Raw genomic sequence first — 22676 nt, forward strand, 5'->3', positions numbered from 1 at the left:
AGTCCCGATCAGGCCTGCTTCGAGGCGAGTTCGACGATCGTGATGTCGGACGGCGCCCCGACCCGCACCGGAGGCCCCCAGGCGCCCGCGCCCCGGGAGACGTACAGCTGGGTGTCCCCGTACCGCTCCAGCCCGGCGACGGTCGGGTTGGCCAGTTCGGCGAGGTAGTTGCCGGGCCACAGCTGGCCGCCGTGGGTGTGGCCGGAGAGCTGCAGGTCCACGCCGTGGCGTACGGCGTCGTGGACGACGACCGGCTGGTGCGCGAGGAGCACCGCGGCCCGGGCCCGGTCGCGGTCGCCGAGGGCCCGCGCGAAGTCGGGGCCCTGGCCCTCGCTCTCCCCCGCCACGTCGTCGACGCCGGCGAGGTCGAAGCCGGCCGGGATCTCCACGCGCGCGTTGCGCAGCGGGTGCAGGCCGAGTTCACGGACGTGGTCGACCCAGGCGTCGGCCCCCGAGAAGTACTCGTGGTTGCCGGTCACGAAGAAGGAACCGTGGCGGGCACGGAGCCGGGCGAGCGGCTCGGCGGCCGGGCCGAGGTTCTCCACGGTCCCGTCGACGAGATCGCCGACGACCGCGATCAGATCGGGCTGGGCCGCGTTGATCGAGTCCACGATCCGCTGGGTGTGGGCGCGGCCCAGGATCGGCCCGAGGTGGATGTCGGACACGACGGCGATCCGGTAACCGTGCGCGGCACGCGGGATCTTGGCGAGCGGGACGGTGACCCGCTTGACCCGCGGCCCGCGCAGTACCCCGTACGTGCCGTACCCGACGGTCCCGACGGCGACGGCGGCCGCGGACCCGGCGACGACCCGGGAGACGAACAGCCGCCGGGAGAGATCGGTGGGCTCGGGGGCGGGCTCCACGGGCTCGGGCTCGGGCTGCTCCGCTCGCGGCGTCACGGACGCCGGGGCGGGGGCGGGCTCGCGCTCCGCCTGCGGCGTCACGGACGCGGGGGCGGGAGCGGGCTCGGGCTCCGCCTGCGGCGTCACGGACGCGGGGGCGGGAGCGGGCTCGGGCTCCGCCTGCGGCGTCACGGACGCGGACGCGGGGGCGGGCGCGGGCTCCGCCTGCGGCGTCACGGACGCGGACGCGGGGGCGGGCGCGGGTACGGATACGGGCTCCGCCGGGGCGGCCTCGGTCGCACGACGCCCCGTCCAGGCGCGCAGGAGCGGCCGGACGGCCTCGCCGACGAGCAGCGCCAGGACCAGGTACAGGAGCACGGCGAGCCAGAGGAAGCCGGGCCAGGCGACCGCCTGCTGGACCGGGAAGGGCGCGCCCGCCCGCGAGGAGACGAGGGCGGCGATCGAGAGCAGCGGCAGGGCCACGACGGCGGCCGTACCGAGCCGGCGCGGCAGCCCGCCGGGCGCCGTGACGTCGCGCACCAGCCGCCGCCACACGTACCAGTGGACCGCGCCGAGCAGCGCGAGCACCACGACCAGGACCAGCAGAAAGACGACCACGCCCCCGGAACCCCTCTTCTAGGCGCCCGCGCGACGCGCGGCGCGCACCCCGCGCAACCCGATCACGCCGATCACCGTCCCCAGGACAAAGGACGTGACGGCAAGCAGCAGATGAACCCAGAAGTAGGCCGTCGGGTCGCCCGCGTCGTCGAAGGCGAGGCCGCTCCCGTCGTTCCAGAGGTTCTTGACGAAGGTGACCCAGATGAACCAGGACCACACACCGAAGGCGAGCAGGAACCAGGAGACACGGCGGCTGAGCTTCATGACCCCAGTATCACCGTCCGTCTCACGGCCCCCGCTTCCGGGTGGACGGGGGCGGGCGAACCGCCTGCCGGGGTTCGGTTCGGTCGGCCGTACCTGTACGTTCTCGACCGTGTCTGCTTCGAAGAAGACCGCTTGGGCGGTCGCCGCTGCCGTGCTCCTGCCGCTCGTCACCGCCGCGCCCGCGGCCCACGCGGACGGAAAGGACGGGAAGGACAAGCAGCCCAAGCCTCCCGCCGTGATGTCCGGTGTCGGCGGTGCGCTGCTCGGCAAGCCGGGGACGCAGGTGCAGCTGCTGCCCGGTGCCCCGGTGCTGCCGAAGGAACTGTCCGGCCGTTCCTGGATCGTCGCGGACGCGGAGAGCGGCGAGATCCTCGCCGCGCACAACGCGCACTGGCGGCTCGCCCCGGCCTCCACGCTGAAGATGCTCTTCGCGGACACCCTGCTGCCGAAGTTCCCCAACAGGACGCAGAACCACCTGGTCACCAACCAGGACCTGGCCGGCATCGGGGCGGGCTCCAGCCTGGTCGGCATCAAGGAGAAGCAGACCTACAGCGTCCGCGATCTGTGGCTCGGGGTCTTCCTCCGCTCCGGCAACGACGCCGTCCACGTGCTGACCAGCATGAACGGCGGCCTCAACCAGACCGTCGCGGACATGAACGACCACGCGGCCGATCTCCAGGCCCTCGACACCTACGTGGTCTCCCCGGACGGCTACGACGCCCCGCGCCAGGTCTCCTCCGCGTACGACCTGACGCTCATCGCCCGCAACGGCATGCGGAAGCCGGACTTCCGCGAGTACGCCGCCACGCCCCGCGCCGCCTTCCCCGGCGAGGCCAAGCCGGGCAAGAAGCGCGAGACCTTCGAGATCCAGAACACCAACCGGCTCCTCACGGGCGACATCGGCGTCGCCCCCTACCAGGGCATCGCCGGCGTCAAGAACGGCAACACGACGCACGCGGGCGCGACCTTCACGGGCGTCGCCGAGCGCAACGGCAAGGTCCTGCTCGTCACCGTCATGAACCCCTCCTCGAAGGAGCAGCACGCGGTCTACCTGGAGGCCGCCCGGCTGCTCGACTGGGGCTTCGCGGCCGCCGGGAAGGTGACGCCGGTCGGGGAGCTCGTGCCGCCGCGCTCGGAGCGCACGGCGTCCGCCACCCCCGACGACGGCACGGCTCCGGCGCCCGGCAAGAACGCCCCGAAGGAGCCCGTCCACGCGGCGGCCGCCGACAGGTCCGGCGGCATCGGGATCGCGCTGGCCATCGCGGGCGGCGTCCTCGTCCTGCTGGCCGCGGCCGTCTTCCTGGTCAACCGCCGCTGGCCGCGGGCCGCGTCGGCGACGCGCCGCCGGCGTTCCGAGGACTTTCGGGACTCCCAGTCCCAGGACTCCCAGGACGCCCAGGAGTCCCAGGACGCCCAGGACGCCCAGGAGTCTCAGGAGTCCCAGGAGTCTCAGGAGCCCCAGGAGTCCGGGGAGCCTCAGGAGACTCCTGACCCTCGGGGGTCGGCTCCGTCCTCTTCCGACGTGACTCCGTAGCCGTCCACGCCGCGCAGAACAGCAGGAGCTTCGCGGTGAAGTTGATCCAGAGGAGCAGGGCGACCGGAACGCCGAACGCCCCGTACATCGACTTCGCCGCGACCCCCTTCATATAGCCGCCGAGCAGCAGTTTCAGCAGCTCGAAGCCGACCGCGCCCATCAGCGCCGCCACCACCAGGTCGCGGCGGCGCGGTTCGACGCCCGGCAGCAGCGTCAGCACGTACAGCAGGATCAGGAAGTCGGCGACGACGGCGACGAGGACGGCCGCGCCCTGGAGCAGGTAGCCGCCCGCCCCCTCGCCGGAGATGCCGAGGCGGTCGGCGCTCCAGCCGACCGCGGTGGAGCCGAGCCAGGACGCGGCGAGCGAGGCGAGCGCGACACCGCCGAGGCCGACGAGGATCAGCGCGTCCTTGCCCTTGAGCAGGATCGGATTGCCCTCGACCGGGTCGAGACCCCAGACCGCGCGCAGGCACTCCCGCATGGAGCCGATCCAGCTGATGCCGGCGAGGAGCAGGACGGCGCCGGCGACGAGTCCGACGGTCCCGGCGTTGGCGACGAGCCCGCCGATGTCGAGCTGGTCCGAGATCCCGGGCACCTGGTCGCTGATCTTCTCCTCGATCCGGTCGAGCTGATCCGGCGTGAGGAGCGCGGCGCCGACCGCGGCGGCGACCGTGATCAGCGGGAACAGGGCGATGAAGGAGATGAAGGTGATCGCGGCGGCGAGCCGCGTCCAGTGCGCCTCGTCGAGGGTCTCGTACGCGTGCCAGCCGTGGGTCCGCATGAGGCGGGTCACCCATGGGCCGATGACGGGCAGCTTGCTCAGCCAGTCCATGTCGTACGTCCACTCCTCGCTCCGTCGGATCACCCGGGTGGTCGGATCGGCCGGATGGTCGGATCGCCCGGTTGGTCGGATCGCCCGGATACGAGAATCCCCTGCCGGAGCTCACAGAACCGCGACCGACATCCCGTACAGCACGGCCCATGCGAGGCCGATGACGGCGAGCGGCCGGTCGCGCAGCACGACGTCCTCGGGCGCGCCCGCCGCGCCGCGGTCGGCGAAGACGGCGTACCGCAGGACCCCGAGGACGAACGCGCCCACGGAGAGCTGACGCCACGGCAGGGACGCCTCCACCGGGCCCGCCTCCAGGGCCCACAGGCAGTAGCCGAGGACGGCGGTGCCGGCCGCCAGCTGCCAGACGAACCGGAGGTACCCCGTCGTGTACCGGGTGAGCAGCGCGCGCGTGGCGCCGTCGGCGCCCTCCATCTGCACGGCCTCGGAGTACCGCTTGGCGGCGACCATGAAGAGCGCGCCGAACCCGGTCGTGATGAGGAACCAGCGGGAGAGCGGGATGCCGAGCGCGACCCCGCCGATCATCGCCCGCATGAGGAAGCCGGTGGCGACGACGGCGAGGTCGACGACGAGGACGTGTTTGAGGCGGACGCAGTACGCGACCTGCATGCCGAGGTACGCGACGAGCAGGGCGGCCGTCAGCGGGCCGCACAGGAGCGCGGCGGCGACGGCGGACCCGAGGCCGAGGAGGGTCCCGGTGGCCGCGGCGAGGGCGACGGGCACCTGGCCCGAGGCCACGGGGCGACGGCATTTGGCCGGGTGGGCGCGGTCGGCCTCGGCGTCACGGGCGTCGTTGAGGAGGTAGACGGCGGAGGCGGCGGCCGTGAACAGGGCGAAGACGAGGGCGAGTCGGGCGCCGGTCTGCCAGGAGCCGAGCCGGCCGGCGGCGGCGGGGGCGGCGAGGACGAGGACGTTCTTGACCCACTGCCGGGGCCGGGCCGTCCGGACAAGACCGAGCACCCGTCCACCGCGTGCCGGCGCGGGCGTGCGGTGGACGGTGGAGGGGCGTCGAGAACGGCGGCCCCGGCCCGCTCGGTCACGAGAGACCCTCCCCACGCGCGCGCGTGGGGGTGGCGGGGGCCAGGAGACGGCGGCCCGCGGCGGCCGTGGCGGCGCCGAGCAGGACGCCGACGGCGACGTCGCTCGGGTAGTGGACGCCGACGACCAGGCGGGAGAGGCACATCGCGCCGGCCACCGGGGCGGCGAGCCGGCCGGCGGTGGGGTGGAGCACGCCGAAGGCGACGACCGCGGCGGCGGCGGAGGTGGCGTGGGAGCTGGGAAAGGAGTGCGGGCCGGCCGTACGCACCAGGGGCTCGTACCCGCCCGGGGCCGGCCGGGGCCGCCGTACGAGCCGCTTGACGCCCATGCTGGCCAGGTGCGCGGTGGCGACGAGGGCGGTACCGCGCAGCCAGTCGTGGCGGCGCGGGCGGTCGAGGGCGGCGGCGGCGAGTCCGGCGGCGAGCCAGAGGGCGCCGTGCTCGCCGCTGAAGGAGAGGCCTCGGGCGGCGACGGCCACCCCGGGCCGATGCCCACACCCCCGCAGAGCGGCGAGCAGCCGCCGCTCGGCCAGGACCCAGCCCGGCTCCTCGGGTGGCGCGACCGGGACGTCGAAGGCGTGAGCGGCTGGCTCGTCCGGTGGCGCGACCGGGACGTCGAAGGCGTGAGCGGCTGGCTCGTCCGGTGGCGCGACCGGGACGTCGAAGGCGCGAACGGCTGGCTCGTGCGGTGGCGCGACCGGGACGTCGAAGGCGTGAGCGGGCGGCTCGTGCGGTGGCGCGGCCGCGTCGTCCCACGGCTCGTCGGTCGGCACGGTCGTGGCCGGGTGTGCCGCGGCGGGGTGGTGTCCGGTGGCGGCGTGCGGCGGCATGCCCGGGGAGCCGGTCGCGGCCGGGCCGGCCGGCCCTGAGGGTGCGGCACCGCCCGGCCGCTCGGGTTCGGCCCGTTGTGCGTCGCGCATCCGTGTTGCCCCCTGTCGGGCCTCGCCGTTCGAGTCGGTCAACGTGACTTTCGCGCGGGCCGCGGCCGAGGGCGCGAGGTCTCTTTCCTGACACTCCTTTAATCACCCATTTCGACGAACCGCCATGCAATACCGGCATAAGCCATAACCACGGCTATACGGTCGCCCTCATGGCTGTCGAGACCCACGTCCTGGACGACGACTGCGAAGCGATCACCGGCTGGGGCCGCACCGCCCCCACCCTCGCGCGCGTGCAGCGGCCCCGCGGGCTCGCCGAGGTCGCCGAGGCGCTCCGGGCCTGCGGCCCCCGCGGGGCCGTCCCCCGGGGCCTCGGCCGCGCCTACGGCGACGCCGCGCAGAACGCCGGCGGCACCGTCCTCGACATGACCGGCCTCGACCGGATCCTCGCCGTGGACACCACCGCCGGGCTCGTCGTCTGCGAGGCCGGCGTCAGCCTGCACCGGCTGATGGAGGCGCTGCTGCCGCTCGGCTGGTTCGTCCCCGTCACCCCCGGCACCCGGTACGTGACCGTCGGCGGCGCGATCGGCGCCGACGTCCACGGCAAGAACCACCACGTCTCGGGTTCCTTCGGCCGCCATGTGACCGCGCTCGAACTCCTCACCGGAGACGGCGAGATCAGGACCGTGCTCCCCGGGACCCCGCTCTTCGACGCCACCACCGGCGGCATGGGTCTGACCGGCGTGATCCTCTCCGCGACCCTGCGGCTGCTGCCGGTCGAGACCTCCCTCATGCGCGTCGACACCGAGCGCGTCCCCGACCTCGACGAGCTGATGGCCCGGCTCACGGCCACCGACCACGCGTACCGCTACTCCGTCGCCTGGATCGACCTGCTCGCCCGGGGCGCCGCGACCGGCCGCGCCGTCCTGACACGCGGCGACCACGCCCCGTACGACGCGCTCCCCCGCCGCCACCGGGCCCGCCGCGATCCGCTCGCCTTCCGGCCCGGCCGGCTGCCCGCCCCGCCGCCGTACGTCCCCGGCGGACTCCTCGGCCGCACGTCCGTCGGGCTCTTCAACGAGCTCTGGTACCGCAGGGCGCCCCGCGCCGCGGCCGGCCGTCTCCAGTCGCTTCCGGCCTTCTTCCACCCCCTCGACGGCGTCCCGCACTGGAACCGGATCTACGGGCCCGGCGGTTTCGTCCAGTACCAGTTCGTCGTCCCGTACGGGGAGGAGGACACCCTGCGGCGGATCGTGCGGCGGATCGCGGACCGCGGCTGCCCCTCCTTCCTCGCCGTCCTGAAACGGTTCGGCGCGGGCGACCCCGGCTGGCTCTCCTTCCCGCTCCCCGGCTGGACCCTCGCCCTCGACCTCCCCACCGGCCTCCCCGGCCTCGGCCGTTTCCTCGACGCGCTCGACGAGGAGGTCGTGGGCGCCGGCGGCCGGGTCTACCTCGCCAAGGACTCCCGGGTCCGGCCGGAGACGCTCGCCGCGATGTACCCCCGGCTCGACGAGTTCAGGGCGCTGCGCGCCGCGCTCGACCCCCGGTCCGTCCTCACCTCGGACCTGGCCCGCCGTCTCCGTCTCTAGAAGCTCAAGGAGTTCCCGTGAAGGACGCCTTCGGTGCCCCGCAGTCCCTGCTCGTCCTCGGCGGCACCTCCGAGATCGGGCTCGCCACCGCCCGCCGGCTGATCGCGCGCCGCACCCGTACGGTCTGGCTGGCCGGCCGCCCCTCGCCCGCGCTCACGGCCGCCGCCGACTCGCTGCGCGTGCTCGGGGCGGACGTGCACACCGTGCCGTTCGACGCGCTCGACACGGAGTCGCACGAGGAGCGGCTCGGGAAGATCTTCACGGAGGGCGACATCGACATGGTGCTGCTCGCCTTCGGGGTCCTCGGCGACCAGGCCCGCGACGAGTCCGAGCCGCTCGCCGCGGTCCGGGTCGCGCAGACCAACTACACGGGCGCCGTCTCGGCCGGTCTGGTGTGCGCGGGCGCGCTCCAGGCGCAGGGGCACGGCTCGCTGGTGGTGCTCTCCTCGGTGGCGGGCGAGCGGGCCCGCCGCGCCAACTTCATCTACGGCTCGTCGAAGGCGGGGCTCGACGCGTTCGCGCAGGGCCTCGGGGACGCGCTGCACGGCACGGGCGTGCACGTCATGGTCGTACGGCCCGGGTTCGTGCGCTCGAAGATGACGGAGGGGCTGGCGGAGGCGCCGCTCGCGACGACCCCGGAGGCGGTCGCGGGCGCGATCGAGCTGGGGCTGCGGCGGCGCTCGGAGACGGTGTGGGTGCCGGGGGCGCTGCGGATGGTGATGGCGGCCGTACGGCACGTGCCGAGGCCGCTGTTCCGGCGCCTGCCGGTGTGACGGACGCCGCTGGACGGTGGCGTGGGCGCCGCTGTGACGGACCCCTCGCCTGGCGGTGGGGCGGGTGCCCCTGTGACATACCCCTCGCCGGGCGGTGGGCGTGGGCGCCGCTGTGACGCACTCCGCGCCGGGCGGTGGGCGTGGGCGCCGCTGTGACGCACTCCGCGCCGGGCGGTGGGCCTGCGCGCCGGTGTGACGCACTCCGCTAGGCGGTGGGCCTGCGCGCCGCTGTGACGGACCTCCGCTAGGCGGTGGGCGTGGGTTCCGGTGTGTCGACCGGGCTGCCGCCCTGCGCGGGGACCGCGGCGATCGGGCGGCCGCTGCCGAACTCGTAGTCGTACAGCTTCCGCCAGACCCCGTCCGGGCCCTGCTCGTACAGCGCGAAGGAGCGGCAGGTCCAGGCCGCCTCGTAGCCGGCGAGCTCCTCGAACGCCCGGTCCATCCCCTCCTCGGAGATGCCGTGCGCCACGGTGACGTGCGGGTGGTACGGGAACTGCAGCTCGCGCACAAGGGGGCCGGCCTCGTCCCGGATCCGCTGCTGCAGGGCGTTGCAGAGGGGCACGCCCTCCGCCAGCTTCACGAAGACGACCGGGGAGAGCGGGCGGAAGGTCCCGGTGCCCGCCAGGCGCACCGGGAACGGCTGCTGGTCGGCGGCGACACCCGCGAGGTGCGCCTCGATCTCCGGCAGCCGCTCCTCGGGGACCTCGGTCGGCGGGACCAGGGTGACGTGCGTGGGGATGCCGTACGCGGCAGGGTCCCCGAAGCCGGCGCGCCGCTCCTGGAGCAGGCTGCCGTAGGGCTCCGGGACCGCGATCGAAACGCCGAGCGTTACGGTCCCCACGTCGTTCTCCTCCGTCGTCCGTCGTCGAGTCGTTGTGTGGTGGTGCAGCCGCCAGTGTGCGGCCTGCACCACCCTTTCGGCCAGGGTCCTTGGACTCAGTGCTTGGCGGGCAGGAAGCCGATCCGCTCGTACGTCTGCGCCAGCGTCTCCGCGGCGATCGCGCGCGCCTTCTCCGCTCCCTTGGCCAGGACCGAGTCCAGCGTCTCCGGGTCGTCCAGGTATTCCTGCGTGCGGGCCCGGAACGGCGTGACGAAGTCCACCATGACCTCGGCGAGATCCGTCTTCAGCGCGCCGTACATCTTGCCCTCGTAGCTCTTCTCCAGGTCCTCGACGGAGGTGCCGGTGAGCGTGGACATGATGCTGAGCAGGTTGGAGACGCCGGCCTTGTTCTCCGGGTCGAAGCGGATCACCGTGTCGGTGTCGGTGACGGCGCTCTTGACCTTCTTGGCCGTGGCCTTCGGGTCGTCCAGGAGGTTGATGAGGCCCTTCGGCGAGGAGGCCGACTTGCTCATCTTGATCGTCGGGTCCTGGAGGTCGAAGATCTTCCCCGTCTCCTTGAGGATGTACGGCTTGGGGATCGTGAACGTCTCGCCGAAGCGGCCGTTGAAGCGCTCCGCGAGGTCGCGGGTCAGCTCGATGTGCTGGCGCTGGTCCTCGCCGACCGGGACCTCGTGGGCCTGGTAGAGCAGGATGTCCGCGACCTGGAGGATCGGGTACGTGAAGAGGCCGACGCTCGCGTTGCCGGCGCCCTGCTTCGCGGACTTGTCCTTGAACTGGGTCATGCGGGACGCCTCGCCGAAGCCGGTGAGGCAGTTCATGACCCAGGCGAGCTGGGCGTGCTCGGGCACGTGGCTCTGGACGAAGAGCGTGCAGCGCTCGGGGTCGAGACCGGCGGCGAGCAGCTGGGCGACGGCGAGCCGGGTGTTGGCGCGCAGCTCGGCGGGGTCCTGCGGGACCGTGATCGCGTGCAGGTCGACGACCATGTAGAAGGCGTCGTGGGTCTCCTGCAGGGCGACCCACTGGCGGACGGCGCCGAGGTAGTTGCCGAGGTGGAACGAGCCTGCGGTGGGCTGGATTCCGGAGAGCACACGGGGACTGTCAGAGGCCATGCACATCATTCTCTCAGGTGTGGGAACCGATCCCCGACTGCCGGTGTATCAAGAGTGTGAGGACGCGGGAGGGGGGCCTGGTCGAGGACGAGGCCGCGGTGATCGCCCGTGTGCGCGCCGGGGAGCCGGAGGCGTACGCGGAGCTGGTCCGCGCACACACGGCGGTGGCGCTGAGGGCGGCCGTGGCGTGCGGCGCCGGCGCGGAGGCCGAGGACGTGGTGCAGCAGGCCTTCTTCAAGGCGTACCGGTCGCTGGGGAGTTTCAAGGAGGGTGCGGCGTTCCGTCCCTGGCTGCTGCGGATCGTCGTCAATGAGACCAGGAACACAGTGCGCTCGGCGGGTCGGCAGCGTGCCGTCGCGGGGCGGGAGGCGGATCTGCTGGGCGGCGAGCCGCGGATACCGGAGTCGGCGGACCCGGCCGTCGCGGCCGAGGAGCGGGAGCGGAGCCGGCGGCTGTGGGAGGCCCTGGACGGCCTCGCGGAGGAGCAGCGGCAAGTGGTGATCCACCGGTATCTCCTGGAGCTGGACGAGACGGAGACGGCCCTGGCGTTGGGCTGGCCGAGGGGCACGGTGAAGTCCCGTCTGAGCCGGGCGCTGAGAAAGCTGGGGCGGGTGCTGGTGGCGGCGGAGTCGGAATCGGAGGGAGGTGAGGGGCGTGGGTGAGGAGCGTGTGCCGGACGGGCAGGTGCCGGGCGAGCGGCTGCCGGATGGACGGGAGCCGGGCGAGCGGCTGCGGGACGGGCGGGTGCCGGACGGGCCGGTGCCGGACGGGCCGGTGCCGGACGGACGGGTGCCGGGCGAGCGGCTGCCGGACGGGCCGGTGCCGGGCGAGCGGCTGCCGGACGGGCCGGTGCCGGGCGAGCGGCTGCCGGACGGGCCGGTGCCGAACGGGCGGGTGCCGGGCGAGCGGCTGCCGGATGGACGGGAGCCGGACGGGCCGGTGCCGAACGGGCGGGTGCCGGGCGAGCGGCTGCCGGACGGGCCGGTGCCGAACGGACGGGAGCCGGGCGAGCGGCTGCCGGACGGGCGGGAGCCGGACGGGCGGGTGCCGGACGGGCCGGGTGAGGCGGGGCTGCCGGGCGAGCTGCGGGGGCTGGGGCGGCGGTTGCGGGTGCCGGACGTGGACGGCGAGACGATGGCCGAGCGGGTGCTCGCCCAGCTCCTCGCCGAGCGGGTGCCGCCGCCGGTCCGGCGTCCGTGGTGGGCGCGTGCGGGGGGCCGGGTGCGGGCCCGGGCGCGGGCGCGGTGGCGGGCCCTGGTCGCGGGCCTGACCGGCGTGCTGATCGTGCTGGTGCTGACACCTCCCGTGCGGGCGGCGGTGGCGGACTGGTTCGGCTTCGGCGGGGTCTCCGTGCGGTACGACCCCGAGGGCGGGCGGGTGTCGCCGGGCGGGGCGGTGCCGGGGTGTCCCGAGCCGGTGGCCCTGGCGGAGGCCGGGCGCAGGGCGGGTTTCGAGCCGCTGATACCCGGCGCCCTCGGAGCGCCGGACGCGGTCGCGGTGACGGGGGCGGCGGAGCGGGGCCGGGCGGTGATCAGCCTGTGCTGGCGCAACGGGGGACGGACGGTGCGGCTCGACGAGTTCCCGGGCCGGCTCGAGCTTGGCTTCGTCAAGCAGGTGCCGGTGCAGCCGGAGGGGGTGACGCTGCCGGACGGGACGTCGGCGTACTGGTTCGCCCGCCCGCACCGGCTGACGTTCCCGCTGGAGTCGGGGGACGGTTCGGTGTGGACCCATGCGGTGCGGTCGGCGGGCCCCACGCTCCTGTGGACGGGGAGCGCGGGGGCCCTGATCCTCCGGCTGGAGGGCATACCGGACCGGGCGGAGGCCCTGCGCGTCGCGGGGACGGCGCCCGGTCGGGCCGGTCGTTAGACAGGGAGGCCCGGGGCCGGGAAGGCGGCCATCAGGGCGGCGACCTCCGCGCGGACGGCGGTGAGGGTGTCCTCGTCGCCGGTGCCGGCGGCGGTGACGGCGCGGTCGATCCAGTCGGCGACCTGGTCCATGTGCTCCGTGGTGAGGCCGCGGGAGGTGAGGGAGGGGGTGCCGATGCGGATGCCGGAGGGGTCGAAGGGCTTCCGCGTGTCGTAGGGGACGGTGTTGTAGTTGACGACGATGCCGGCCCGGTCGAGGGCCTTCGCGGCGATCTTGCCCGGGACCTGCTTGGGGGTGAGGTCGATCAGGATCAGATGGTTGTCGGTGCCGCCGGAGACCAGGTCGAAGCCGCGGGCGAGGAGCGCCTCGGCGAGGGCCTTGGCGTTGGCGACGACGGCGTGGGCGTAGTCGCGGAAGGAGGGCTGGGAGGCCTCGCGGAGGGCGACGGCGATGGCGGCGGTGGTCTGGTTGTGGGGGCCGCCCTGGAGGCCGGGGAAGACGGCCTTGTCGAGGGCCTTGGCGTGCTCCTCGGTGGACATGAGCATGGCGCCGCGGGGGCCGCGGAGGGTCTTGTGGGTGGTGGTGGAGATGACGTCCACGTGGCCGACCGGGGACGGGTGGGCACCGCCCGCGATGAGGCCGGCGATGTGGGCGACGTCGGCGACGAGGACGGCGCCGGACTCGCGGGCGATCTCGCCGAAGGCGGCGAAGTCGATGGTGCGGGGCAGGGCGGTGCCGCCGCAGAAGATGACCTTCGGCCGCTCCTTGAGGGCGAGTTCGCGGACCTGGTCGAAGTCGATGAGGCCGGTGTCCTGGCGGACGCCGTACTGGACGCCGCGGAACCAGGTGCCGGTGGCGGAGACGCCCCAGCCGTGGGTGAGGTGGCCGCCCATGGGCAGGGCCATGCCCATGACGGTGTCGCCGGGCTGCGCGAAGGCGAGGTAGACGGCGAGGTTGGCCGGGGAGCCGGAGTAGGGCTGGACGTTGGCGTGGTCGACGCCGAAGAGGGCCTTGGCGCGCTCGATGGCGAGGGTCTCGACCTGGTCGATGTTCTGCTGGCCCTCGTAGTAGCGGCGACCGGGGTAGCCCTCGCTGTACTTGTTCTGGAGGACGGTGCCGGAGGCTTCGAGCACGGCGGCGGAGACGTAGTTCTCGCTGGGGATGAGGCGCAGGGTCTCGGCCTGGAGCCGTTCCTCGGCGCCGACGAGGGCGGCGAGCTCGGGGTCGGCGGCGGCGAGAGCGGGGTGCTGCTGCGGGGTGGTCATGGTGGTGTCCTCCGGGCGTTCGGCGGAACGGTCCCGGGGCGGAGGTGCGCACGGGACCTGGGGCCCGTGATGCCCAGGCGAGCGGCACCTCGTGTGGTGGAGCGCGCACGGCTCCCCCGGGGTCGCTTCCCCGTACGCCAGTCGCCGTGCGTGTTTCCAGGGTAGCGGGTGCCCGGTCGGCCGGGCTGGATCAGGGAGCCGCGAGCCCGGCCTGGCCGACCAGGCACCCGCTCGGCTGGCGCGCCGTCGCCGAGGTTTCCCTGTCCGGCATCCGAGCGACGATAAGAAAGGGGCCACAGCCTCCTGGGGACGAGCCTCCCCCGAGCCGCAGGACGAACGGAGATCCCGTGTCGAGGACAGAAGACGCGATCGCTTCCGCGGACGCGCACAGCGCTCACAACTACCACCCCCTGCCGGTCGTCGTCGCCTCGGCGGACGGCGCCTGGATGACCGATGTCGAGGGCCGTCGCTATCTCGACATGCTCGCCGGGTACTCGGCGCTCAACTTCGGGCACGGCAACCGGCGTCTGATCGACGCGGCGAAGGCGCAGCTGGAGCGGGTGACGCTGACGTCGCGCGCCTTCCACCACGACCGGTTCGCCGAGTTCTGCGCGCAGCTGGCGGAGCTGTGCGGCAAGGACGCGGTGCTGCCGATGAACACGGGGGCGGAGGCGGTCGAGACGGCCGTGAAGACCGCCCGGAAGTGGGGGTACGAGGTGAAGGGCGTGCCGGACGGGCACGCGAAGATCGTGGTGGCGGCGAACAACTTCCACGGCCGGACGACGACGATCGTGAGCTTCTCGACGGACCACGAGGCGCGGGACCACTTCGGGCCGTACACGCCGGGGTTCGAGATCGTGCCGTACGGGGATCTGACGGCGATGGAGACGGCGGTCACCGAGAACACGGTGGCGGTGCTGCTCGAACCGATCCAGGGCGAGGCGGGGGTCCTGGTCCCGCCGGCCGGTTATCTGGCGGGGGTGCGGGAGCTGACCCGCCGGCGGAACGTGCTGTTCATGGCGGACGAGATCCAGTCGGGCCTGGGCCGGACGGGGCGGACGTTCGCGTGCGAGCACGAGGGGGTGGTGCCGGACGTGTACATCCTGGGGAAGGCGCTGGGCGGCGGAGTGGTGCCGGTGTCGGCGGTGGTGGCCGACCGCGAGGTGCTCGGGGTGTTCCGGCCGGGTGAGCACGGTTCGACGTTCGGCGGGAACCCGCTGGCCTGCGCGGTGGCCCTGGAGGTGATCGCGATGCTGCGGACGGGCGAGTTCCAGGAGCGGGCGGCGGAGCTGGGCGAGCATCTCCACGCGGAGCTGGGGCTGCTCGTGGGCGGCGGCGCGGTGGAGGCGGTGCGCGGGCGCGGGCTGTGGGCGGGCGTCGACATCGTGCCCACGAAGGGGACGGGCCGGCAGATCTCGGAGCGGCTGATGGAGCGTGGGGTGCTGGTGAAGGACACGCACGGTTCGACGATCCGGATCGCTCCGCCGCTGGTCATCTCGAAGGAGGATCTGGACTGGGGTCTGGAGCAGTTGAGGGGGGTTCTGTCGGACTGACGGAGTCCGTTTCGAGGGCGGTGAAGGAAGGGCCGCGGGCGGTCAACTCGACTCATTGACACCGGACTTGGTCTAGGCCAATGATGCCGCCATGCCGAGACTCCGTCTGCGTCACGCCGTGCGTGCCGCGCTCGCCGCCCTCGTCCCGCTCGCGCTCCTCGGCGCGGTCACCGGACCCGCGCACGCCGCCCCGGAGGCGGCCTGGCCCGAGCCCGTCCCGGTGGTCTCCCACGTGGAGACCACCGACCCGGTCGTCTTCATCACCATCGACGACGGCTGGTACCACGACCCCGCCGCCGCGCGGCTGCTGCTCGACCGACGGGTGCCCGCCTCGCTCTTCCTGCTGCCCGGCGCCTACTCGTACGACTCCGGCTACTTCCACACCCTGCTCGACCAGGGCCGCTCCCGCGTCGAGAACCACACCGTCAACCACCCCGACCTGACCACCCTCGACGCCGCCGGCCAGAAGGCGGAGGTGTGCGGGGCCCGCGACCAGCACCTCGCGCAGTTCGGCGACGGGCCGCGGCTGCTGCGCCCGCCGTACGGCACGTACGACGCGACGACCCGGACCACGGCCCGCGCCTGCGGTGCGAAGGCCCTGGTCACGTGGACGTACGACCTCACGACCTGGGGCCAGTGGACCCCGCCGACGCCGTCCCTGAAGGCCGGAGACATCATCCTGCTGCACTTCAACGAGACGGTGACGCAGGACCTGAAGCGGGCCCTGGACGCGGCGGAGGCGGCCGGTCTGAAGCCGGCGCCGCTGCGGGAGTACGTCCCCGAGTAGGCCGGGCTAGAGGATCACGTGCGGGAGGAAGCGGGCGTACTCGTCGGTGACGAGTCCCGCCGACTCCCGGATGCCGAGCCCCGCCGCCTCGTCCTCGACGACCCACGCGCCGAGCACCACCCGGTTGCCGTCGAAGTCGGGCAGCGGGGCCAGCTCCTGGTAGCAGCAGGCCTCCCCGTCCCGCACGAAGGGCTCCGTACCGGCCTCGTGCAGGGTGACGCCCGCGCCCTCGCGGCCGAGCAGCGGCTTGGCGACCCAGCCGGTGGTGGCGGCGAGTTCGCGCGGCCCGTCGAGGTAGGCGGGCAGCAGATGGGGGTGGCCCGGGTTCAGCTCCCACAGGATCGCGAGGAGCGCCTTGTTGGAGAGCAGCATCTTCCAGGCGGGTTCGATCCAGCAGGTGGTGCCGGTGCCGCCGCCGTTGTCGAGGGTGTCCAGGACGTGCCGCCCGAAGCGGTCCGTGGTCAGCCACTCCCACGGGTAGAGCTTGAAGCAGCTGCGGATGAAGCGGAGCCGGTCGTCGACGAAGCGGCGCGAGAGCCGGTCCCAGCCGATCCGCTCGACGGAGAGCGCCTCGGTGTCGAGCCCGGCCTGCTGGGCGGTCTCGCGCAGATACGCGACCGTCATCAGGTCCTCGCCGAGCTCGTCGCCGTCCGAGTGGGCGAAGTGGAGGGGGCCGGGGGGCAGCAGGTGGGCCTGGCGCCGCCAGGCGTCGACGAGCCGCTCGTGGAGGGAGTTCCACTGGTCGGCGCCGGGGAACCGTTCCTCCATCCAGAACCACTGCGGGCTCGCGGCCTCCACCAGCGAGGTCGGCGTGTCGGCGTTGTACTCCAGCATCTTGGCCGGGCCCGTGCCGTCGTAGCGCAGGTCGAAGCGGCCGTACAGGGAGGGGAGTTCGGCGCGGCGCCGCCAGGACTCGGCGACCAGACCCGCCAGCTTCGGGTCGGTGATCCCGAGCTCGGCGAACCGGTTCTCCTCGACGATGTGCGCGGCCGCCGCCAGGCACAGGGCGTGCAGCTCCTCGACGACCTCCTCCAGGGCCTCGACCTCGGGCAGCGAGAAGGAGTAGTAGGCGCTCTCGTCCCAGTACGGGCGCAGCGAACCGTCCGGGTGGCGGGTCAGCGGATAGACGAGCCCCTGCTCCTCGACCGTCTCCTGCCAGCCGGGCCGGGGCTCGATGGTGTGGCGCTCCATGGTGCCGGGCCCGCCTCAGCCGCCGCCGGTGCCGGAGCAGCCGAAGCCTCCGGTGTCGACCGCGGTCTTGTCGAAGCTGCCGCCGCTCACCTTGCGGTCGCGGACGGAGCCGCCGTAGTAGTACGAGCCGCGGTGGGTGGTGGAGCCGTTGTCGTCGTCGCTGCCGCCGCCGCTCTGGCACTCGTAGCTCGGCAGCTCCTCCCGGGTGAGCGGGTCCACGCACCGCTTGTCCGGCTCCGAGCCGCACGCGGTGATCGTCGCCGCGAGCACACCCATACCGCCGAGCACCACCGTGCTCGACCTCAGCCTGCGCATGTCCGTCGCCTCCCCTTCGCCTCGCGGACGCGTCGCGCGCGCCTCGCGACCGCACAGTGTAGGCCGGTGTTTTCCGGCCTCACGTTTCCGGCCTCACGCCCTAGAGTCGCTTTGTGCTTCTCGGGATGATGTGTGCGCTCGCCTCGTCCGTCTGCTTCGGCGCCGCCTCGGTCCTCCAGGCGATGGCGGCGCGGGCCGCCGAGCCGGGAACGGGCGGTGGCGTCGACATCGCGCTGATGTGGCGCGCCCTGCGGCAGTGGCGCTATCTCGCCGGCCTCGGCGCGGACGGCCTGGGCTTCGTCCTGCAGATCGTGGCGCTGCGGACCCTCCCCATCTACGTGGTGGGCGCGGCCCTCGCCGCGAGTCTCGCGGTCACGGCCGTCATCGCCTCCTGGCTGCTCCATGTGCGGCTCAGCCGGGCGGAGTGGGGGGCCGTGGCCCTGGTCTGCGTGGGGCTCGCGATGCTGGCGCTGGCCTCGGGCAGGGAGGGCCACCGGGAACCCTCGGAGGCGCTGGACTGGGTGCTCCTCGGGATCTCCTTCGGGGTCCTGCTGCTCGGTGTGGTGGCGGGCCGGCTGCCAGTGCGGTCCCGGGCGCTCGTCCTGGGCCTCGGGGCGGGGATCGGCTTCGGGGTGGTGGAGGTCGCGGTCCGGCTGATCGAGGGCATCGACTTCACCGACCCCGTCTGGTACGCGCTCCTCGTCGGCGGCGGGTCCGCGTTCCTGCTGCTGACCTCGGCCTTCCAGCGCGGCTCGGTGACCACGGCGACGGCGGGCGCGGTGCTGGGCGAAACGATCGGCCCGGCGATCGTCGGCGTGACCTGGCTCGGGGACCGCACCCGGGAGGGACTCGGCTGGCTGGCGATCGTCGGCTTCGCGGTGGCCGTGGCGGGCTCCCTGACCCTGGCCCGCTTCGGCGAGGCCCCGGCCCCGGCTCCGCGGCCGGAGCCGGCCGCGGAGCCGACCACTCCCTCCTGAGCCTCAGGGCAGGACCCCGCACAGCGCCTGGAGGGCACCCTGCCAGCCGCTGTCCGGGGGTGTGGCGTAGCCGACGACCAGACCGTCGAGGGTGGCCGGCACCGTGGGGCGGCGGAACTGGTTGACGCCCTGGACGGCGAGGCCGCGCCAGGCGGCGGCCCGCAGGGTGGCCTGCTCGGTGCCGGGCGGGAGGGCCAGGACGGCGTGCAGGCCGGCCGCGATGCCGCTGACCCGGGTCTCCGGCGAGTGCGCGGCGACGGCCGCCACCAGCTGGTCGCGGCGCCGCCGGTAGCGCAGCCGCATCGCCCGTACGTGCCGGTCGTACGCCCCCGAGCGCAGGAACTCGGTGAACGCCAGCTGGTCCGGCGCGCTCGACGACCAGTCCACGGCCCCCTTCGCGGCCGCCACCTCCTCCGCCAGGCCCTCCGGCAGGACCATCCAGGCGAGGCGGAGTCCGGGCGCGAGGGACTTGCTCGCGGTGCCGAAGTAGACGACGCGCTCGGGGTCGAGGCCCTGCAGGGCTCCGACCGGCTGCCGGTCGTAGCGGAACTCCCCGTCGTAGTCGTCCTCCAGGACGAGGCCGCCGGAGGCCCGCGCCCAGTCGACGACCGCCGCCCGCCGGTCCGGGGGCAGGGCGCCGCCCAGCGGGTACTGGTGGGCGGCCGTCATGAGGACCGCCCCGCATCCGTCGAGACCGGCCAACTCCTCGGTCCTCGTGCCGCGTTCGTCGAAGGCCAGGGCGGGGGTGCCGAGACCGGCGCTCCTGAGGAGGTCGTCGTGGAGCCCGAGCCCGTACGCCTCGACGGCCACGTCCCGGACGCCACGGGCCCGCAGCACCTGGCCGATCAGCATCAGGCCGTGCACGAAGCCCGCGCAGATCACGATCCGCTCCGGCCGGGCGTGCACGCCCCGGGCGCGGGCGAGGTACTCGGCCAGCGCGGCCCGCAGTTCGGGCCTGCCGCGCGGATCGCCGTACCCGAAGGCCTCGTTGGGGGCGTCGGTGAGCGCCCGGCGGTAGGCCTTGAGCCACTCGGCGCGCGGGAAGGAGGCGAGGTCGGGGGTGCCGGACCTCAGGTTGTGCGCGGGCGCGGCGGGCCGGCCCCGGCCCGTGCCGGCCGGCGGGGGCGGCGGGCACGGGCCGGACGGCGCCGGCGGACGGGGTGCGGCCCGGCGGGCGACGCGGGTCCCGGAGCCCTGCCGGGCGGTGAGCCAGCCCTCGGCGACCAGCTCGGCGTACGCGTCGGCGACGGTGTTGCGGGCCATGCCGAGGTCGGCGGCGAGCGAGCGCGAGGACGGCAGCCGGGTGCCGGCCTCCAGACGGCCGCTGCGGACCGCCTCCCGCAGGGCGTCCATGAGGCCGGCGCGGAGCCGGGTGCCCCGGAGGTCCAGATGGAGGTCGGCCCCGAAACTGGCCCAGTCGTTCGCCATGGAAATGGACCATACCGCTGAGCCATCGGCTTCGTACGGTGGTCGGCATGACGACGGTAGAGACCGAGCAGACCCTGTACGCCCACGAGCACCCGCCCCGGATGTCCCTCCCCGAGCACCTCCCCGAGTTCTACCGGGCGATGGTCCGGCTGGAGACGGCGGCCGCGAAGGACGTCGACCCGACCCTGTACCACCTGATCAAGCTCCGGGCCTCGCAGATCAACCGCTGTGCGTTCTGCGTCGACATGCACAGCAAGGACGCGCTGGCGGAGGGCGAGAGCATCGACCGGATCGTGCAGCTCGCCGCCTGGGAGGAGTCCCGGCACTTCTACACCGAGCGGGAGCTCGCGGCGCTCGCGCTGACCGAGGCCGTCACCGTCCTCACCGACGGCTTCGTGCCCGACGAGGTGTACGCGCGGGCCGCCGCGCACTTCGACGAGACCGAGCTCGCCCGGGTCATCGCCGCGATCGTCACGATCAACGCCTGGAACCGGATCGGCGTCACCACCCGGATGACGCCCGGCCACTACACCCCGCGCCCCGCATGACCGCCGAGGCTCTGCGGGCCCTCCACCGGCGGCTGCCCGGGGACGGCCCGCTGGTGCTGCCGGGGCCGTGGGACGCGGCCAGCGCCCGCGCCTTCGAGGCGGCCGGGTATCCGGCGCTCGCCACGCCGAGCGCGGGGATCGCCGCGTCCCTCGGGTACGAGGACGGGGCGACCCCGGCGGCGGAGATGTTCGCCGCCGTGGCGCGGATCGTCCGCTCCGTGTCCGTACCCGTCACGGCGGACCTGGAGGGCGGGTACGGCCTTCCGGCGGCGGAACTGGTCGAGCGGGTACGGGAGTCCGGCGCCGTCGGCGTCAACCTGGAGGACAGCGGTCCCGACCGGGCGCTGAAGGACCCGGAGGCGCAGGCGGAGTGGCTGGCGGAGGTACGGGCGGCGGCGGGCCCCTCGCTCTTCGTCAACGCGCGCGTGGACGTGTACATCCGCGGGGCGTCCGACCCTCTGGCCGAGGCGGTCGCCCGGGCGCGGCTCTACGCGTCGGCGGGCGCGGACTGCGTGTACCCGATCGCGGCGCCGCCGTCCGATCTGCCGGCCCTGCGGGCGGGCCTCGGCGAACTGCCCGTCAACGCGCTGGCCGTCCCGGGCGGGCCGACCTTCACGGAACTGGGCGGCCTGGGCGCGACGCGCGCGACGTTCGGGGACGGGTTGCTGGTGCGGGCGCTGGAGGGAGTGCGGTCCCTGGCGAAGACCCTCCGTGAAACGGACACCGCCTGAAGCCGACCGGCCGTGCGGGCCCGCACCCGACGGAGCGGCGCCGTTCGCCCACCCCCGTGCGGGCCCGCGCCCGTCCGGGGCGGCGCCCCTCGCCCACCCCCCGTGCGGGCCCGCGCCCGTCCGGGGCGGCGCCCCTCGCCCACCCCCCGTGTGGGCAATCGTCCCGCTGGGGCGGGACGGGTGGGCACACGGGACGGCGCCCTCAGCGGCGCCTCCGCGTTCCGCGCCTGGACCCGCACCACCTGTGCGCCGTCACTCGCGGTGCGGGTTCAGGCGCGGGAGCCTCTGGCGCCGGCAGGGCGCGGGTCCGTTGTGCCCACCCGTTCCGCCCCTTGCGGAACGCCTGCCCACAACGGGGCGGGCGGGGGCACCGCCCCTTGCGGAACGCCTGCCCACAACGGGGGCGGGTGGGTGGGTACCGCCCCGGCGGAACGCATGCCCACAACGGGGGCGGCGGCGCCGTCCCGGCGGGGCCCGCGCGCACAACGGGGGCGGCGGGAAAGACGGCGCCCCCGGGCCGTACGGTCGGTCGTACGGTCCGGGGGCGCCGGGAGTGTGGAAGCTGGGTTCAGCTTCAGATCAGGCCGAGCTCGCGGACCGCGTCGCGCTCCTCGGAGAGCTCGTTGACGGAGGCGTCGATGCGGGCGCGGGAGAAGTCGTTGATCTCCAGGCCCTGGACGATCTCGTACTTGCCGTCCTTGCAGGTGACCGGGAAGGAGGAGATGAGGCCCTCCGGGACGCCGTACGAGCCGTCGGACGGGACGCCCATGGAGGTCCAGTCGCCCTCGGCGGTGCCGTTGACCCAGGTGTAGACGTGGTCGATGGCGGCGTTCGCGGCGGAGGCCGCGGAGGAGGCGCCACGGGCGTCGATGATCGCGGCGCCGCGCTTGGCGACGGTCGGGATGAAGGTGTCGGCCAGCCACGCCTCGTCGCCCACGACCTCGGCGGCGTTCTTGCCGGCGATCTCCGCGTGGAAGATGTCCGGGTACTGGGTCGCGGAGTGGTTGCCCCAGATGGTGAGGCGCTTGATGTCCGTGACCGAGGAGTTGGTCTTCTGGGCCAGCTGCGTCAGGGCGCGGTTGTGGTCCAGGCGGGTCATCGCGGTGAAGCGCTCGGCCGGGACGCCCTTGGCGGCGGACTGGGCGATCAGGGCGTTGGTGTTGGCCGGGTTGCCGACGACGAGGACCTTGATGTCGTCCGCGGCGTGGGCGGCGATGGCCTCGCCCTGCGGCTTGAAGATGCCGCCGTTGGCGGCGAGCAGGTCGCCGCGCTCCATGCCCGGGCCGCGCGGGCGGGCGCCGACGAGCAGGCCGATGTTGGCGCCCTCGAAGCCCTTGTTCGGGTCGTCGAAGATGTCGATGCCCTTGAGCAGCGGGAACGCGCAGTCGTCGAGCTCCATGGCGGTGCCCTCGGCGGCCTTCACGCCCTGCGGGATCTCGAGGAGGCGCAGCTTGACCGGCACGTCCGCGCCGAGCAGGTGGCCGGAGGCGATGCGGAAGAGCAGCGCGTAGCCGATCTGGCCGGCCGCGCCGGTCACGGTGACATTCACGGGAGTGCGGGTCATGGCGATCTCCGTAAGACAGCTGGCGGTGGGGGTCCCTGCCCCTGGTGCGGGATAGCTCTCTTGATCGATCGGTGTCTCGACATGAAGAGATATCCAGCGGTCAGGCTATCCGACCC

21 protein-coding genes, 1 pseudogene and 1 riboswitch are annotated in these 22676 nt (G+C 74.0%); of the genes and pseudogenes, 10 read left to right on the plus strand and 12 right to left on the minus strand.

Annotation, left to right across the window (positions count from 1 at the left end):
- Nucleotides 1-8: 8 nt before the first annotated feature.
- On the minus strand, nucleotides 9-1460 hold the full coding sequence (locus tag ACF07V_RS02060) for a metallophosphoesterase (protein ID WP_392150964.1): 1452 nt from the start codon (nucleotides 1458-1460) through the stop codon (nucleotides 9-11).
- 18 nt (nucleotides 1461-1478) lie between these two features.
- Nucleotides 1479-1724, minus strand: coding sequence for an SCO4848 family membrane protein (locus ACF07V_RS02065; protein ID WP_392150965.1), 246 nt, complete (start codon nucleotides 1722-1724; stop codon nucleotides 1479-1481).
- Nucleotides 1725-1962: 238 nt separating this feature from the next.
- Between ACF07V_RS02065 and ACF07V_RS02070 the strand changes: the two are divergent.
- Nucleotides 1963-2688: pseudogene (locus ACF07V_RS02070) on the plus strand (D-alanyl-D-alanine carboxypeptidase family protein); the annotation flags it as partial.
- Between the two features lie 340 nt (nucleotides 2689-3028).
- On the opposite strand, the gene ACF07V_RS02075 reads toward ACF07V_RS02070, so the two are convergent.
- From ACF07V_RS02075 to ACF07V_RS02085, 3 genes are all read right to left on the minus strand, one after another.
- Nucleotides 3029-4090: a YhjD/YihY/BrkB family envelope integrity protein gene (locus ACF07V_RS02075; protein WP_392151361.1), complete on the minus strand. Its 1062-nt coding sequence runs from the start codon at nucleotides 4088-4090 to the stop codon at nucleotides 3029-3031.
- 111 nt (nucleotides 4091-4201) lie between these two features.
- Entirely contained in the window at nucleotides 4202-5068 is an 867-nt protein-coding gene (locus tag ACF07V_RS02080) for a decaprenyl-phosphate phosphoribosyltransferase (RefSeq protein ID WP_392150966.1), read from the minus strand.
- Nucleotides 5069-5144: 76 nt separating this feature from the next.
- Nucleotides 5145-5678, minus strand: coding sequence for a phosphatase PAP2 family protein (locus tag ACF07V_RS02085; RefSeq protein WP_392151362.1), 534 nt, complete (start codon nucleotides 5676-5678; stop codon nucleotides 5145-5147).
- Nucleotides 5679-6235: 557 nt separating this feature from the next.
- Here ACF07V_RS02085 and ACF07V_RS02090 point away from each other — a divergent pair.
- Entirely contained in the window at nucleotides 6236-7612 is a 1377-nt protein-coding gene (locus ACF07V_RS02090) for an FAD-binding protein (protein WP_392150967.1), read from the plus strand.
- 17 nt (nucleotides 7613-7629) lie between these two features.
- On the plus strand, nucleotides 7630-8385 hold the full coding sequence (locus ACF07V_RS02095; RefSeq protein WP_392150968.1) for a decaprenylphospho-beta-D-erythro-pentofuranosid-2-ulose 2-reductase: 756 nt from the start codon (nucleotides 7630-7632) through the stop codon (nucleotides 8383-8385).
- Between the two features lie 244 nt (nucleotides 8386-8629).
- Here the strand turns inward: ACF07V_RS02095 and ACF07V_RS02100 are convergent, their stop codons facing one another.
- Together ACF07V_RS02100 and trpS are read right to left on the minus strand one after the other, a co-directional pair.
- The gene (locus tag ACF07V_RS02100; RefSeq protein ID WP_392150969.1) at nucleotides 8630-9226 is read right to left on the minus strand and encodes a 2'-5' RNA ligase family protein; all 597 of its coding nucleotides are present in this window, start codon (nucleotides 9224-9226) and stop codon (nucleotides 8630-8632) included.
- Between the two features lie 95 nt (nucleotides 9227-9321).
- Nucleotides 9322-10335: a tryptophan--tRNA ligase gene (gene trpS / locus ACF07V_RS02105; RefSeq protein WP_392150970.1), complete on the minus strand. Its 1014-nt coding sequence runs from the start codon at nucleotides 10333-10335 to the stop codon at nucleotides 9322-9324.
- Nucleotides 10336-10391: 56 nt separating this feature from the next.
- Here trpS and ACF07V_RS02110 point away from each other — a divergent pair, with 56 nt between their 5' ends.
- Nucleotides 10392-10997 (plus strand): RNA polymerase sigma factor, encoded by a 606-nt coding sequence (locus ACF07V_RS02110; protein WP_392150971.1) that lies wholly within the window; start codon nucleotides 10392-10394, stop codon nucleotides 10995-10997.
- Nucleotides 10990-12201: a hypothetical protein gene (locus ACF07V_RS02115; protein WP_392150972.1), complete on the plus strand. Its 1212-nt coding sequence runs from the start codon at nucleotides 10990-10992 to the stop codon at nucleotides 12199-12201. The genes ACF07V_RS02110 and ACF07V_RS02115 overlap by 8 nt, the downstream gene beginning before the upstream one ends.
- Here ACF07V_RS02115 and glyA read toward each other — a convergent pair.
- On the minus strand, nucleotides 12198-13466 hold the full coding sequence (glyA, locus tag ACF07V_RS02120) for a serine hydroxymethyltransferase (RefSeq protein WP_392150973.1): 1269 nt from the start codon (nucleotides 13464-13466) through the stop codon (nucleotides 12198-12200). The two genes, ACF07V_RS02115 and glyA, sit on opposite strands and share 4 nt — an antisense overlap.
- A gap of 64 nt (nucleotides 13467-13530) precedes the next feature.
- Nucleotides 13531-13621, minus strand: a riboswitch (ZMP/ZTP riboswitch).
- Nucleotides 13622-13813: 192 nt separating this feature from the next.
- Between glyA and rocD the strand changes: the two genes are divergently transcribed.
- Nucleotides 13814-15019, plus strand: coding sequence for an ornithine--oxo-acid transaminase (gene rocD, locus ACF07V_RS02125; protein WP_392150974.1), 1206 nt, complete (start codon nucleotides 13814-13816; stop codon nucleotides 15017-15019).
- Between the two features lie 91 nt (nucleotides 15020-15110).
- Entirely contained in the window at nucleotides 15111-15806 is a 696-nt protein-coding gene (locus ACF07V_RS02130; RefSeq protein WP_392150975.1) for a polysaccharide deacetylase family protein, read from the plus strand.
- 6 nt (nucleotides 15807-15812) lie between these two features.
- Here the strand turns inward: ACF07V_RS02130 and ACF07V_RS02135 are convergent, their stop codons facing one another.
- The gene (locus ACF07V_RS02135) at nucleotides 15813-16997 is read right to left on the minus strand and encodes a glutathionylspermidine synthase family protein (protein ID WP_392150976.1); all 1185 of its coding nucleotides are present in this window, start codon (nucleotides 16995-16997) and stop codon (nucleotides 15813-15815) included.
- 15 nt (nucleotides 16998-17012) lie between these two features.
- Entirely contained in the window at nucleotides 17013-17312 is a 300-nt protein-coding gene (locus ACF07V_RS02140) for a hypothetical protein (RefSeq protein WP_392150977.1), read from the minus strand.
- A gap of 125 nt (nucleotides 17313-17437) precedes the next feature.
- On the opposite strand from ACF07V_RS02140, the gene ACF07V_RS02145 reads away from it, so the two are divergent.
- Nucleotides 17438-18289 carry a hypothetical protein gene (locus ACF07V_RS02145; RefSeq protein WP_392151363.1) on the plus strand — a complete coding sequence of 284 codons (852 nt, stop codon included), beginning with the start codon at nucleotides 17438-17440 and terminating at the stop codon, nucleotides 18287-18289.
- 3 nt (nucleotides 18290-18292) lie between these two features.
- On the opposite strand, the gene ACF07V_RS02150 is transcribed toward ACF07V_RS02145, so the two are convergent.
- Entirely contained in the window at nucleotides 18293-19717 is a 1425-nt protein-coding gene (locus ACF07V_RS02150) for a PLP-dependent aminotransferase family protein (protein ID WP_392150978.1), read from the minus strand.
- A gap of 47 nt (nucleotides 19718-19764) precedes the next feature.
- Between ACF07V_RS02150 and ACF07V_RS02155 the strand changes: the two genes are divergently transcribed.
- Together ACF07V_RS02155 and ACF07V_RS02160 are read left to right on the plus strand one after the other, a co-directional pair.
- The gene (locus ACF07V_RS02155) at nucleotides 19765-20265 is read left to right on the plus strand and encodes a carboxymuconolactone decarboxylase family protein (protein ID WP_392150979.1); all 501 of its coding nucleotides are present in this window, start codon (nucleotides 19765-19767) and stop codon (nucleotides 20263-20265) included.
- Complete coding sequence (locus tag ACF07V_RS02160) at nucleotides 20262-20996, plus strand: isocitrate lyase/phosphoenolpyruvate mutase family protein (protein WP_392150980.1); 735 nt, start codon at nucleotides 20262-20264, stop codon at nucleotides 20994-20996. Before ACF07V_RS02155 ends, ACF07V_RS02160 begins: the two co-directional genes overlap by 4 nt.
- Nucleotides 20997-21570: 574 nt before the next feature.
- On the opposite strand, the gene ACF07V_RS02165 is transcribed toward ACF07V_RS02160, so the two are convergent.
- The gene (locus tag ACF07V_RS02165) at nucleotides 21571-22560 is read right to left on the minus strand and encodes a malate dehydrogenase (protein WP_392150981.1); all 990 of its coding nucleotides are present in this window, start codon (nucleotides 22558-22560) and stop codon (nucleotides 21571-21573) included.
- Nucleotides 22561-22676 lie beyond the last annotated feature (116 nt).

Source organism: Streptomyces sp. NPDC015661 (assembly GCF_043077765.1).
Taxonomy (GTDB): domain Bacteria; phylum Actinomycetota; class Actinomycetes; order Streptomycetales; family Streptomycetaceae; genus Streptomyces.